Below are 12,974 nucleotides of genomic sequence, written 5' to 3'. Positions count from 1 at the left end.
CGGAGGATGGACCCATGACGGACAGCGACGGCGTAGGCGAGGGCTGGGACGGGGACGGGGACGGGGACGGGGACGGGGAGTGGCTGACGATCGGGGCGTTCGCGTCCCGCTCGCGCCTCTCGGCGAAGGCCCTGCGGCTGTACGACCGGCTCGGGCTGCTCTCGCCGGCCCGGGTCGACCCGGTCAGCGGCTACCGCTTCTACCGGCCCGCGCAGATCGAACAGGCCCGCCTGGTCGCCCTGTTGCGCCAGCTCGACATGCCGCTCGCGACGGTCAAGGAGACCGTCGCGCTCGACGGCCCGCGCGCCGCGGACGCCGTCGAGGCGTACTGGTCCCGGGCCGAGGAGCGCTTCGCCGCGCAGCGCACGCTGGTCCATTACCTCCGTGGACGGCTGTCAGGGAGGAGTTCCGAGATGTACGAGAAGTTCGAGGTCCGCACGGTCGAGGTGCCGGAGCAGACGGTGATCTGCGAGAGCCGGCATGTCCTCGCCCCGGAACTGACCGCCTTCATCGGGGAGTCGCTGGGGCGGCTCGAGAAGGCGGCGCAGGAGTGCGGAGGCGTGGTCGCGCCGCCCTTCGTGGCGTACCACTCCGAGGTGACGCAGGAGAGCGACGGACCGGCCGAGAGCTGCCTGCCGGTGGCGGACGCGGCGGCCGCACGCGCGTGGGCGGGTGTGCAGGGCCCGGCGGTCACGGCCCGTACGGAGCCCGCGCGCCGGCTCGCGTACGCGCGGATCACCAAGGCGCAGGTGCAGTACCCGCAGATCATCGCCGCGTACGAGGCCGTCGAGCACTGGATCGAGCAGCAGGGTCTGACGATCGACGGGCCGTGCCGCGAGGTGTACTTCGCGGAGTGGGACACGATCGGGCCGGACGACGAGGCGTGTGACATCGCGTATCCGGTGCGGTAGCCGGAGCTTGTACGAGAGGGGCCGTCGCAACAGTGCGACGGCCCCTCTCGTACGCGATCCGGTACGTGGTCCGGCTCAGAAGATGTGCGTCAGCTTCGCGCCGAAGCCCGGCTCCTGCTTGTCGGTCTTGAGGGCGACCGGGACGCTGACCGCCTTCCCCTTGCCGTCGCCGACCGTGAGGACGGCGACCTTCGTACCGGCCTTCGCCGTGTCCGGGATCTTCCCGCCCTTGCCCTCGACGAGGTCGAGCTTGACCGTGAGGCCGGACCAGCCGACCGCCTTGACGTCCTCGGTGGCCACGAGGTCGGTCGTGCCGCCGAGTCCGTCGTCGAGCTGTCCGACGACCTCGCCCTTCTTCACGATCGTCTTCGACTTGAGGGCCTGCTCGGCGGCCTCCATCAGCTTGCGGCTGTTGGCGGTGACCTCGTCGATGTTGGCCTGGGTGTGCTTGGCGAACTGGGCGAGCGCCGCGCCGATCACGATCTGCTCCTCGCCGTCGACGTCCGTGGTCGAGGAGAACAGCAGGTTGCCGCCGGCCGCCGTGGTCGTGCCGGTCTTGATGCCGGAAGCGACGGTCGGCACGAGGTTGTTGAAGTTGCACCAGTACTGGCCGGCCTTGTCGGTGCCGCTCAGGCAGTTCGGGTCACCGCGCCCGCTGCTGGGCTTGTAGTACGGCTGTCCGACGATCTCCTTGAACACCGGGATCTCCATCGCGGCCCGGCCCAGCTTCACCAGGTCCTCGGCGGTGGACACGGTGGTCTTGTCCAGGCCGCTGGCGTCCGTGAACTCCGTGTTCTTCATGCCGAGGTCGGCCGCAGCGTCGTTCATCTTCTGCACGAACGCCTTCTCGTCGCCGCCGGAGTCCCAGCGCGCGAGCAGCTTCGCCACGTTGTTGGCCGACGGCAGCATCAGCGCCTGGATGGCCTCGTACTCGGGGAGCTTCTCGCCCGCCTTGACGTCGACCACGGACTCCAGGTCCTTCTTGCCCGAGACATAGTGGTCCTCGGCCGCCTTGTCGACCTCGATGGTCGCGCCCTTCTTGTCGCCGCCCTTGATCGGGTGCTCCTTGAGGATCACGTACGCGGTCATGACCTTGGCGATCGAGGCGATCGGCACCGGCTTCTGCTCGCCGGACGTGCCGAAGGAGCCGATGCCCTCGACGTCGAGCGCGGCCTGGCCCTGGTCCGGCCACGGGATCTGCGGCTTGTCGCCCTCGAAGGTGACCGTCTTCTGAGCGGTGAGGTCGAGGGAGGCGGCCGGCAGCGGGCGCACGAACTGTACGACCGCAAAGATGACCGCCAGGAGCAGGACCAGCGGGGTCCAGATCTTGATCCGGCGCGTGACCGTGCGCAGCGGGGTCTCCGGCGGCGGCGGCCGGTTGGTCAGCTCGGCGAGCAGGTCCAGCGGCGCCTTCGGCGGCAGCGGCTGCTGAGCGGTGCGCTCGGGGCCGGCGTTGGGGGCGGAGGGCTCGCTCGCGGCGTCGGGGGTGGCGGGTGCTGCGGCGGATGCGGCGGCGGGTGCGGCCTCGGGCTTGGCGCCGGCCGCGGCCTCCGGGCCGGGGGCCGGCGCGGGCTTCGGGTCGACGGGCCGCGCGGGCTTACGGGCGGGCTCGTCGAGCGGCTTCAGAGCGACGAACTTGCTGGTGCGCTCGGCGGGGGACTCGGGTGCGGGGGCGGCCTTTTCGGTCTCGTTTGCTTTGCCCTTTGCATCCGCGGGCTCCGGCTTCGCGTCCGCGGGCTCGGGCTTCGCGTCCGCGGGCTCGGGCTTCGCGTCGGAGGGAGCGTCGCTCTTCTCGTCGGCGTCGGCTTCGGCTTCGGCGTCCGGGCGTACGGCGCGGAACACGGCCGTCTGCTGGTCGACCGACGGCAGCTTGAACACGGCGGTGGCCTGGTCGACGGGCGGCTCGCCCTCGGACGCCGCGCCCGTGTCCGCGTTCTCGTCCTCGGACTCCGAGGCGTCGGCGTCCTCGGACTCCGGTGCGGTCTCGGCGTCCGCTTCCGACTCGGCGTCGGCTTCGGCTTCGGCTTCGGCTTCGGCTTCATCCTCCGGCCGCTCATCCGCTACGGCTTCGGTCTCAGGCTCCAGCTGATCGCCACCCTCGGACTCGCGACCCTCGGGCTCACCGCCCTCGGACTCGTCACCCTCAGCCCCCGCCCCGGCCACCCAAGCCGCCACAGCAGCCCGCAGCCGAGCATCCTCCGAGCCCTCGCTCGCGCCCTCGCCCTCAGCGCTCTCCGAACCCTCAGCGCTCTCCGAACCCTCAGCGCTCTCCGAACCCTCAGCGCTCTGAGCGCCCTCCGACTCCTCCGGGCCTTCCGGCTCCCCGGAACCCCCGACCCCCCGCAACGCAGCCGTCGAGAACACCGCCGTCGCCTGGTCCGCGCGCGGCTCGGTCTCCCGGGAGACGGCGAGGCGCGGGTCCGCGGCACGTTCGCCGGACGCCGGCGAACCGGTCGGCGCCGCCGAACCGTCCGCGTCCGGGGACTTCCGCTGCTGCGCCTTGTCCGGGGTCTCGCCCGCCACCGATGCCTCCCTAGCTCCGACCTGTACGACCCGTACAGCCTGAACGACCCGTACGAATCACCGCTCCAAGTGCCCCCTCGGGCACCCGCACCGCCCGGACGCCGGTGTCCGAACCATGTACCAGTGTCCCTGTCTGCGGGGTTGGCCCACTGGCTAGACGAGAACGACATACCTACTGGTTCCCGTACAAAGCCCCCAGGCACTCTCGACAGATGAATGTGAGAGGGGTCACCCTGTCATTCATCCACGCGGGGAGGCATGGATGGGCAGGAGCCGCAGAACTATTCCGGAGGAGCTTCTGCTGCTCGCTCTGGACCCGGCCACGGGTACCACAGCGCAGCCGCAGTCGCTCGACCTAGGTCTCGCCGGAGCACAGCTAGTAGAGCTGGCGCTGGCCGGACGGATAGCCCCAGACGGGGATCGTATCGCCGTGGTGACACCACGGCCGACCGGAGATCCGACACTGGATTGCGCACTGGAGCTGCTGCGAAGGCGTGGCGCCCCGGTCCGCGCGGTCCACTGGATCGGCGGGCCCCGCCTGGGGCTGCGCCAGACGTATCTCTCGCATCTCGAACGCTGCGGCATGGTGCAGGCCGTGGCAGGACAGATGTGCGGGGTGCTGCCGACGACTCGCTACCAGGCGACGGACACGGCGATCAGCCGCGAGATCAGGGCACGCCTTGACTCGGCGATCCGCACCGGCGTACCGCCGGACCCGCGGACCGCGGCACTTGCCGCACTGGCCCACGCGGTCGGTCTCGGCAAGCACCTGTATCCGGGGAACGAGGGGCGTTCATCGCGCTCCCGGCTCCGCGATCTGATCAGGCACGACCCCATGGGCGGTCTCGTGGCGCACGCCGTCATGGACGTCCAGAACGGGGTGGCGGCGCAGCCGCGCCGTTCGCCTGCGGGCGGCCGTCCGCAGCAGGTCAGGGCCACGACGGACGGCGGCCGCGTGCCGTCGCAGCCACGTCGGGGTTCCATGGCACGCGTCGTGGCGCACTAGGGCCTGTCTTCAATCTCCCGTCGTTCGCCCCGAAGGGGCGGCCGGGCGGCGTCTGGTGCGTGCGATCGCAAGGCGGAGGAGGGAGTCGACGCGGAGCGTCGGCGACCGACGACAACGCAGCGAGCGTGCGTGCCAGGCGCCGCCCGGCAGGCGGGAGATTGAAGACAGGCCCTTAGCACCGCAGCATCATCCACGTCCTCGCGCGGGGTGGTGGCCGGCAGCCGTCGGCCACCACCCCGCGCGGGTGTGTTTGGCCTGGTTACAGGGGGTTGCGGGGTCTTGGAGATGCCTCATTTCCCAGCGCGGGCAGGCCTGTTGGTGGCAATCTGCTGAACTAGCAGACACAGAGCGGATATACGCACGATCGGAGCGGGTATCCGTTCGATCAGACCGCTTGCCGGAGAGGTGGCACACCCGTGGCGTCCAACGTCAATCCCACAGTCAGGCGACGCCGCTTGGGCCAGGAGCTGCGCCGGCTGCGCGAGCTCAAGGGCATGACGGCCGAGGAGGTCGCCGAGCGCCTGCTCGTCTCGCAGTCGAAGATCTCCCGCCTGGAGAACGGGCGCCGGTCGATCTCGCAGCGCGACGTCCGCGACCTGTGCGGGGTCTACGAGGTGGAGGACCACCGCATCGTGGACTCCCTGATGCAGATGGCCAAGGACAGCCGCCAGCAGGGCTGGTGGCACGCCTTCGGCGACATCCCGTACTCGGTGTACATCGGCCTCGAGACCGACGCGGCCTCGCTCAGGGTCTACGACCCGCAGGTGGTGCCCGGCCTGCTCCAGACGCGCGGCTACGCGGAGGCGCTCATCACGGGCGCGCTCCCCGAGACGCAGCAGAGCGACATCGACAAGCGCGTCCAGGTGCGCGTGCGCCGTCAGGAGCGCATCCAGTCCGCGGAGAATCCGCTGCGGCTGTGGACCGTCCTGGACGAGGCGGCGCTGCGCCGGATCGTCGGCAACAAGCAGCTCATGATCGAGCAGTTGGAACACCTCGTGGAAATGTCCCAACTGCCCCATGTAACCGTCCAGGTGATCCCTTTCGAGATGGGCGCGCACCCGGGAGTGAACGGCCAGTACGCGATTCTGGAATTCCCGGACACGGCCGATTCCAGCGTGGTCTACATCGAGGGCGTCACCAGTGATCTCTACTTGGAGAAGGCGAACGACGTCCACAAGTACAGCGTGATGTACGAACACCTCCGGGCACAGGCGCTGAATGTGGAGCAGACCCGGCAATTCATCACGGAGATCGCCAAAGAGTACGCCCGCGGGTAAGGCGTGGCCGGATCCCACCCGTCACTCGAGCCCCACGGGGCGGGGCGGGGGCCTCGCCGGAGCGCATGAAATCGGCCATCGCGGGAAGACGGCGGCAAGGTACACCCTCGCCTCGTCGCACGGGAAGACCCGCATGGAATATGCCATCCGGTTGAGTGAATGGCCGCGTCATATACCGATGTTGGCGAGTAGCGTCGATCACGTCGATCAAACCAGAGCTATCAGAAACCTCATGAAGCTCGCTATGGAAGATCGGCACCAACCGTCATCGGCCCGAGGGGCCTGGGACGGTGACACTGCACTCATCAACAGTACAAAGCGGAGCGAACATGGCAATCCAGCAAGGCGCCACGAATACGTGGACCAAGTCTTCGTATTCCACTGGAAACGGCGCGTGCATCGAGGTCAGGTCCCCCGTCCTGCGCGAAGTCGCAGTGCGTGACTCCAAGGTTCCCGAGGGACCTGCCATCGCCTTCGAGCCCGACGCCTGGTCCGCCTTCGTGGGCCAGGTCAGCCGAGGGGCCTACCACCTCGGCTGAGTTCGGAACAGTGCGTACGACAACTCAACAAGCAGTACCGAAGAGCCCTCTCGACTGGTCCGCCGTCCCGGCCGAGGGGGCTCGGCCTTCCCCGGCCGCCTCAGCCGGCTTCCCCGCGCCGCCCCGGCCAGTCTCCCCCGCTACCTCAGCTGGTCCACGTACGTGTCGGTCCCCGGCACCGTCGGGATGAACGGCGCCACCAGCTCCACCCGTCCGAGCCCCGACTCGGCCACCTCCTCGTCGCGGCGCGTGAAGTGCCCCTCCCAGCGGTCGCGGGGGTCCGTGCCGAGGAACCACAGCAGCGTCAGGCGGGTGTCCACGCCCTCGACCTGCTTCACGTAACTCATCCGGTCCACCGGCAGCGGCGTCGGACGGAAGATGACCACCATCGCCGCGGGCGAGTCCTTGAGCTTCGCCGGCAGGTGCTTGGAGCGCAGCCACTCCAGCAACTGGGCGCGCTGCTCGGGCCCTTCGGCGTCGATCACCTCGACGACCAGGCCCTGGTAGGGGTGGTCGAGCGCGTGGTAGTCGCGCGGTCCGGCCGCCCCGTCGCGGTAGACGGTCGCCTCGTGGTCCTGGAACGAGGTGAACACGTGCGTGCGGTCCTGGTAGACGCGGCCGTCGCGGTTGAGGCGCTTGTTGATGCCGACGGTCCACTTCATGTGGTCGTCGTAGCGGCCCTCGGTGACCCAGTACGTGGAGATGTAGCAGCCGGCCGTGACGGGCTGGGCGACCGCGGACTTCTCGGGGTAGCGCAGGAGTTGGAGGTCGCGCGTGGCCACCCAGCGCCGGCCCGCGTACATCCAGGGCATCGCCATCGCGCCCGCGTAGTAGTGGTCGTCCTCGTACCAGCGGTTGTACGCGAACTCGTGGCCCGGATGCGGCTCCACCATCGTGATCAGCGCGTGCCCGGGCCGCACTCCGTACGGGCCGACCGAGGCCAGCTCCGCGTAGACCTCGCTGCGGGTCTCCTCACCCATGACCTTCCCCTTCTGTCCTTGGCCGTTCTCCTGTGTGCGCCGCTCTTCCGTCCTCCGCCGGACGCCCCTACTCTGACGGCCCGTCAGGAAATCCACCAGATGCGGGGAGGCACCTGTGCTGCTCCAGGACAAGACCGTGATCGTGTCGGGGGTCGGCGCCGGGCTCGGCCAGCAGGTGGCCGCCGCCGTGGTGCGCGACGGGGGCAACGCCGTGCTCGGGGCGCGCACCGAGGCGAACCTCGCGAAGGCGGCCGCCGAGCTCGACCCGGACGGCAAGCGCACCGCGTACAAGGCCACCGACATCACCGACGAGCGGCAGTGCGAGGCGCTCGCGGCGCTCGCGGTGGAGAAGTTCGGCCGCCTTGACGCGGTGATCCATGTGGCCGCCTGGGACAGCTACTTCGGCGGTCTGGCGGACGCGGACTTCGAGACGTGGAAGGGCGTCATCGACACCAACCTGCTCGGCACGCTGCGGATGACCCGGGCCTGCCTGCCGGCACTCAAGGAGCGCGGCGGCGCGGTGGTCATCGTCGGTACGCAGTCGGCGATCGCCTCTCCTTCGCAGGTCAAGCAGGCGGCGTACGCGGCGTCCAAGGGCGCGCTCACCTCCGCGATGTACTCGCTCGCGCGTGAGCTGGGCGAGGACCGGATCCGGGTCAACACCGTGCTGCCGGGCTGGATGTGGGGTCCGCCGGTGGAGGCCTGGGTGCAGTTCACCGCGCACACGGAGGGCGCATCCGAGGAGGAGGTGAAGGCGCGGCTCACCTCGCGGATGGCGCTGCCGGACCTGGCCACGGACGGGGACGTGGCGGACGCGTGCGTGTTCCTGGCCTCGGACCGGTCCCGCGCGATCACCGGACAGCAACTCCTCGTGAACGCGGGCGAGATCATGCGCTAGACCCCAGCATCACCGCAGGTCGTCGGCGGTACGGGAGCCTTCTCCCGTACCGCCGACGCGCGTTTGCGGACTGCCTCAGACGGTCACGTACATGAACACAGATCCTCAACTGGAACGATTTTACTGTCCCTTGACCTTACGTCCGGTTGTCGCCGCCGTGTACGCGAACCCACCATGAGCGGGCCCGCGGCTGTTGGTGCGGGCCCGCGGCAGGCGCACACGGACCCCTGGAGGGGGCACATGAAGAGTCTCGACTGGGTCGTTCTCGGCGGCTATTTCTTCGTCATGGTCGGCATCGGCGTGTTCGCCAAATCGCGGGTCGAGACCGTGGCCGACTTCTTCACCGCACGCGGCCGCATCCCGTGGTGGCTGTCGGGCATCTCGCACCACATGTCCGGCTACAGCGCGATCATGTTCGTGACCTTCGCGGCCGTGGCGTACAACGACGGTGTCACCGTGTACTTCTGGTGGCCGCTGACCATCGGACTCGGCGTCGGCGTCGGCGCGTTCCTCTTCGCTCCCCGCTGGAACCGGCTGCGCGCCAAGCACGGCGTCAACTCCCCGCTGGCCTATCTCGCCGTGCGCTACAACCTGCCGACCCAGCAGGTCCTCGCGTACTCCGGGGCGCTGCTCAAGGTCGTGGACATCGCCGCGAAGTGGGTCGCGATCGCCGTCCTGCTCCAGGGCTTCGCGGACATCCCGCTCGGCTGGGGCATCGCCATCACCGGCGTCTGCACGATGTTCTACATGGCCTTCGGCGGTCTGTGGGCCGATGTCCTCACCGACTTCGGGCAGTTCATCATCCAGGCGGTGGCCGGCTTCGCGATGCTCTTCGCGGTGCTCGCCCATCTCGGCGGATTCACCTCGCTGTTCACGTTCTGGGGCGACCTGCCCGAGGGCCACTCCGACCCGGTCAACGGCTCCATCACCACCGGCCTGATCATCGCGTTCCTGTTCGTGAAGACCTTCGAGTACAACGGCGGCATGTGGAACCTGGCCCAGCGCTACATGGCCGCGCCCACCGGCTCCCGCGCCAAGAAGTCGGCGCTCCTGTCCAGCTTCCTGTGGCTGGTCTGGCCGTTCATCCTCTTCGTGCCGATGATCGCGGCGCCGCTGATCGTGCCGGGTCTCGAAGGCGGCGAGGGCGCGTACATCGCACTCGCCAAGGAGCTGCTGCCCACCGGCATCATCGGCCTGGTCCTCGCGGGCTTCTTCTCGCACACGATGGCGATGGTCGCCTCCGACTCCAACGTCATCACGGCGGTCATCACCCGCGACCTCGCGCCGGTCATCGTCAAGAAGGTCCGCTACTTCACCCAGGCCCAGCAGCTGCTGTTCGCCCGGATCACCACGGTCGCCTTCGTCACCGTCTCGATGACGATCGCGCTGACCGCGGATCCGAAGGGTTTCATCATGACGGTGGTGGTCTCGATCTTCGCGGCCACGATGGGGCCGATCTCGATCCCGCTGATGCTGGGTCTGCTGCCCTGGTTCAAGCGCGTCGGTCCGACGGCGGCGCTGGTCTCGTGGGCGGGCGGTCTGACCGTCTGGGCCATCCTCTACTGGGGTGTCGAGGACGCCAGCCAGACGGTCACCGTCTCCAGCCCGCTGGTCACCTCGCTCGTCCTGTACCTGGTGATCGGCCTGCTCAAGCCGGAGGGCACCCCGGACCGCGCGGCGATCGTGGACTCCCTGGACGACGACCCGAGCGACGCGGAACGCGAGGAGCTGGAGCGGAAGTTCCTCGCGGACCCGGTGCTGATCCCCGGGCAGTCGACGGTGGGCGCCGGGGAGCGGCCGGGCGTGCCCAACTAGCGCTCGGGCGTACCCCACTGGAAGTCGCCCCGTCCGCCGGTGCCCGTGGCCCCCGCCACGGGCACCGGCGGCTCCACGTGCGGCGACCCTCCGCGCTCAGGCCCTCGGGTACCGCGCCAGCCACCCCGGCGAGGACGCGCCGGGCCCGTGCAGGGCGGCGCCCTGGGTCATCTCCATCGCGAAGTCGTCGGCGAGTTCGAGCAGCGTGGCGCGGCCCTCGAGCTCGGCCACCCACGCCGGCGGCAGCGCGGTCTCACCGTGCATCGCGCCCAGCAGCGCGCCGGCCAGCGCGCCCACGGCCGCCGAGTCCCCGCCGTGGTTCACCGCGAGCCGCAGCCCGTGCCGTATGTCCTCGCAGACCAGCGCGGCGTACACGGCGGCGCCGAGGGCGGCTTCGGCCGTACGGTCCGCGGCCAGCTCGTCCACGCGCCCGGCGGTGGGGATGCCCTGGCGCACCGCGCCGAGCGCCTGTTGCAGCGCGTCCGTCACCGGCTGGTGTCCTGGCCGGGTGGCGAGCAGCGCGAGCGCCCGCTGCACCCCCGCGTCCAGGGACTCGCCGCGAGCGAGGGCGTGGACGAGCACCGCGAAGGCGCCGGCGCTCAGATACGCCGTGGGGTGTCCGTGGGTCTGGGCCGCGCATTCCACGGCCAGTTGCAGCACGAGCTGCGGCTCCCAGCCGACGAGCAGCCCGAAGGGCGCGGACCGGGTGGTGGCCGAAGGGCCGCGCTCGGTGGGGTTCTTGGGGGCTTCCAGGGTGCCGAGCCGCTCGTCACCGAAGCCCGTCAGGAGGGCGCGGTCGGGGTCGCGGCGCGCGTACAGCCACTCCTCGCGGGCCAGCCAGCCGTCGTCCTTGCGCCGCTCGTCGGGGCCCCATTCGCGCTGGGTGACCGCCCAGCGCAGGTGTGCGCGGTGCACGTCGGTGGGCGGGTGCCAGGCGCCGGTGTCCCGGCGTACCTGGGCCCGTATCAGCCCGTCGACCGTGAACAGGGTCAGCTGGGTCGCCGCCGTGACGGCGCCGCGTCTGCCGTACGCGGGCACGAGGTCCCCGATGCCTTCGGGGCCGTGCGCCGTCCTCACCTCGTCCAGCGCGAGCGAGGCCACCGGCGCGCCCAGCGCGTCACCGAGGGCGCCGCCGAGCAGCGTCCCGCGCACCCGGCTGCGGAAGTCCTGCTGCTCTACGCGCCCCCACACGGGTGTCCCGGCACTCACCGCTGCCTCCCCTCGGCCTCCCCACCGTCCGCAGCACTGTAATCGACCGCGTGCGCGCGGATCAGGCCCGGTGCGGCATGGGGATTCTCACCCTTCGACCGGGCTCCGGCCAGCGTTCACCAGGTGTTTCCGGGGGCGCGCAGCATCCGCGGGACGCTGGGATCCGGACGCCGGCGACGGCCGTGGCGCGACGCCCGCAGTGGCCGAGAACCCGGGCGCTCGGCCTGCATGCCGGCGAACTGCGGCAGCTCACGCAGGAGTTGCCGGTGGGATGACCTCACGGGCCGCGGCGGCGAACGCGCGCACCCGCGCCGACACGGCCCCCTCCCGCCAGACCAGCCCCCACCGCACCGGCTCGGCTCCTTCGAGCGGCACGTACGCCACGTCGGGGCGGGTGAAGTAGCGCCGCGTGTGCGCACCCACCAGCGCCGTGCCCGCCCCCGCACCGACCAGCGTGAGCAGCTCGTTCAGGGTGCCGGCCGCCGGGCCGTGCCCGATCTCGCGACCGCCGGGTGTGGCGGCGGGGGCGAGGTCGGCGTGCAGCGCCGGCGGCAGACCGGCGGAGGGCCGCAGAAGGAGCACGCGGGAGAGGTCCTCCGGGGTGAGGGAGGGCGCGCGGGTGAAGGGATGGTCCGCCGGGACCGCGAGCATCCGCGCCTCCGTGACCAGGACGGGTCCCAGGACCACGTCCTCCTCGTCGTGCGGATGCCGGGTGAGGGCCAGGTCGGCCTCGCCCGCCCGCAGCCACGGCCCGACCTGGTCGAGCTGCGCCTCCCGCATCCGGACCTCGCAGTCCGGGTGGCGCTCGCGGAAGGCCTGCGCGATGCCCACCACCAGCTGCCCGGCCGCGGGCCCGGTGAACGCGACGGTCAGGGCGCCGGCCAGACCGCGGCCCGCGTCCACGGCGCGCGCGACCGCTTCGGTGATCTCACGCCAGGCGGGCCGTACCGCCTCGGCCAACTCCCTTCCCACCGGCGTGAGTTCGACCCGGCGGCTCGTACGGTCGAAGAGGCGCACCCCGATCCGCCGCTCCAGCTTGGCGATCGTCTGGCTGATCCGGGCGGTGGAGACATGGAGCCGCTCGGCGGTGCGGCCGAAGTGCAGCTCGTCGGTCAGGGCGAGAAACGCCTCCAGCTCGTGCTTCTCCAGCATGTACGCCGCCCCGCCCCCATCGTTGACCCTCGCTTAACGATCCTTGCACAGGCGCTCATTGATGGGGCCCGCGGCCCTCAGCAGGATCGGTGGTGCGGGCGAACGGGCCCGCGGCCGTACCGACCCGAGGAGTCACCGTGTTCGTCACCGCCCCCGCCGCGCTCGCCGCCCCCGCCCACGACACCGCCGCCGCGCTGGGCGAGCTGAGGGACCGCGCCGAGATCACCGACGCGCTGTACCGGTTCGCCCTCGGCCAGGACCTCAAGGACAAGGACCTGTTCGCCTCCGCCTTCGCCGCCGACGCCGAGCTGGACTTCGGCCCGGCCGCCGCGAAGTGGGGCGCCGCCCCGCCGGTCATGACCGGCCGGGACACCATCGTCACGACCATCCTCGGGCTGTTCGCGGGCCGCGTGGACACCACGCACCAGGTCACCAACCCGCGGATCGCGATCGACGGGGACACCGCCCGGCTCACGGCCCTGGTCGAGGCCCAGCATCTGCTCTCCGCCGACCCGACGACGTACGCCCTGCTCAAGAACCCCTACGACGTGGAGCTCGTGCGCGCGGAGGGCGGCAGCCGCTGGCTGATCCGCAGCATGGTCATCCACAACACCTGGTTCACGGGGGACCCGACGGCCATCTTCGGCTGAGCGGCTCCCGCGGA

Annotated in this window: 11 protein-coding genes; 7 read left to right on the top strand and 4 right to left on the bottom strand. The window is 70.7% G+C overall.

The genetic code is table 11. From position 1 onward, the window contains the following. The first annotated feature begins 14 nt into the window (after nucleotides 1-14). Nucleotides 15-911, top strand: coding sequence for a MerR family transcriptional regulator (locus tag BLT97_RS32180; protein ID WP_093616634.1), 897 nt, complete (start codon nucleotides 15-17; stop codon nucleotides 909-911). Between the two features lie 75 nt (nucleotides 912-986). Here the strand turns inward: BLT97_RS32180 and BLT97_RS32175 are convergent, their stop codons facing one another. Further along, nucleotides 987-3,434, bottom strand: a complete 2,448-nt coding sequence (locus tag BLT97_RS32175) for a D-alanyl-D-alanine carboxypeptidase (RefSeq protein ID WP_093616632.1) — start codon at nucleotides 3,432-3,434, stop codon at nucleotides 987-989. A 262-nt stretch (nucleotides 3,435-3,696) separates the two neighbouring features. Here BLT97_RS32175 and BLT97_RS32170 point away from each other — a divergent pair, with 262 nt between their 5' ends. The 3 genes from BLT97_RS32170 to BLT97_RS32160 all read left to right on the top strand — a co-directional run bounded on the left by BLT97_RS32170 (nucleotide 3,697) and on the right by BLT97_RS32160 (nucleotide 6,256). Beyond that, nucleotides 3,697-4,440 carry a GOLPH3/VPS74 family protein gene (locus tag BLT97_RS32170; RefSeq protein WP_093616630.1) on the top strand — a complete coding sequence of 248 codons (744 nt, stop codon included), beginning with the start codon at nucleotides 3,697-3,699 and terminating at the stop codon, nucleotides 4,438-4,440. Between the two features lie 416 nt (nucleotides 4,441-4,856). Then, nucleotides 4,857-5,717, top strand: coding sequence for a helix-turn-helix domain-containing protein (locus BLT97_RS32165; RefSeq protein WP_093616628.1), 861 nt, complete (start codon nucleotides 4,857-4,859; stop codon nucleotides 5,715-5,717). A 329-nt stretch (nucleotides 5,718-6,046) separates the two neighbouring features. Beyond that, complete coding sequence (locus BLT97_RS32160) at nucleotides 6,047-6,256, top strand: DUF397 domain-containing protein (RefSeq protein WP_093616626.1); 210 nt, start codon at nucleotides 6,047-6,049, stop codon at nucleotides 6,254-6,256. A 140-nt stretch (nucleotides 6,257-6,396) separates the two neighbouring features. Here BLT97_RS32160 and BLT97_RS32155 read toward each other — a convergent pair whose 3' ends face one another. Next, nucleotides 6,397-7,236 (bottom strand): hypothetical protein, encoded by an 840-nt coding sequence (locus tag BLT97_RS32155; protein ID WP_093616624.1) that lies wholly within the window; start codon nucleotides 7,234-7,236, stop codon nucleotides 6,397-6,399. 115 nt (nucleotides 7,237-7,351) lie between these two features. Between BLT97_RS32155 and BLT97_RS32150 the strand changes: the two genes are divergently transcribed. Together BLT97_RS32150 and BLT97_RS32145 are read left to right on the top strand one after the other, a co-directional pair. Then, nucleotides 7,352-8,134, top strand: a complete 783-nt coding sequence (locus BLT97_RS32150; RefSeq protein WP_093616622.1) for an SDR family oxidoreductase — start codon at nucleotides 7,352-7,354, stop codon at nucleotides 8,132-8,134. A gap of 240 nt (nucleotides 8,135-8,374) precedes the next feature. Further along, nucleotides 8,375-9,949: a sodium:solute symporter family protein gene (locus tag BLT97_RS32145; protein ID WP_093616620.1), complete on the top strand. Its 1,575-nt coding sequence runs from the start codon at nucleotides 8,375-8,377 to the stop codon at nucleotides 9,947-9,949. 96 nt (nucleotides 9,950-10,045) lie between these two features. On the opposite strand, the gene BLT97_RS32140 is transcribed toward BLT97_RS32145, so the two are convergent. Together BLT97_RS32140 and BLT97_RS32135 are read right to left on the bottom strand one after the other, a co-directional pair. Further along, nucleotides 10,046-11,158, bottom strand: coding sequence for an ADP-ribosylglycohydrolase family protein (locus BLT97_RS32140; protein ID WP_093616618.1), 1,113 nt, complete (start codon nucleotides 11,156-11,158; stop codon nucleotides 10,046-10,048). Between the two features lie 249 nt (nucleotides 11,159-11,407). Then, entirely contained in the window at nucleotides 11,408-12,310 is a 903-nt protein-coding gene (locus BLT97_RS32135) for a LysR family transcriptional regulator (RefSeq protein WP_093616616.1), read from the bottom strand. Nucleotides 12,311-12,447: 137 nt separating this feature from the next. On the opposite strand from BLT97_RS32135, the gene BLT97_RS32130 reads away from it, so the two are divergent. After that, complete coding sequence (locus BLT97_RS32130; RefSeq protein WP_093616614.1) at nucleotides 12,448-12,960, top strand: nuclear transport factor 2 family protein; 513 nt, start codon at nucleotides 12,448-12,450, stop codon at nucleotides 12,958-12,960. The last annotated feature ends 14 nt before the right edge of the window (nucleotides 12,961-12,974 follow it).

Origin of the sequence: Streptomyces indicus (genome assembly GCF_900100315.1) — a bacterium.
GTDB classification, from domain to species: Bacteria; Actinomycetota; Actinomycetes; order Streptomycetales; family Streptomycetaceae; genus Streptomyces; species Streptomyces indicus.
This window is presented reverse-complemented; position numbering and strand designations above follow the sequence as displayed.

Bases quoted from the DNA above. Each gene is read 5' to 3' on its own strand.
- BLT97_RS32135 (WP_093616616.1), bottom strand. From the start codon at position 12,310: ATGCTGGAGAAGCACGAGCTGGAGGCGTTTCTCGCCCTGACCGACGAG.
- BLT97_RS32180 (WP_093616634.1), top strand. From the start codon at position 15: ATGACGGACAGCGACGGCGTAGGCGAGGGCTGGGACGGGGACGGGGAC.
- BLT97_RS32145 (WP_093616620.1), top strand. From the start codon at position 8,375: ATGAAGAGTCTCGACTGGGTCGTTCTCGGCGGCTATTTCTTCGTCATG.
- BLT97_RS32170 (WP_093616630.1), top strand. From the start codon at position 3,697: ATGGGCAGGAGCCGCAGAACTATTCCGGAGGAGCTTCTGCTGCTCGCT.
- BLT97_RS32155 (WP_093616624.1), bottom strand. From the start codon at position 7,236: ATGGGTGAGGAGACCCGCAGCGAGGTCTACGCGGAGCTGGCCTCGGTC.
- BLT97_RS32160 (WP_093616626.1), top strand. From the start codon at position 6,047: ATGGCAATCCAGCAAGGCGCCACGAATACGTGGACCAAGTCTTCGTAT.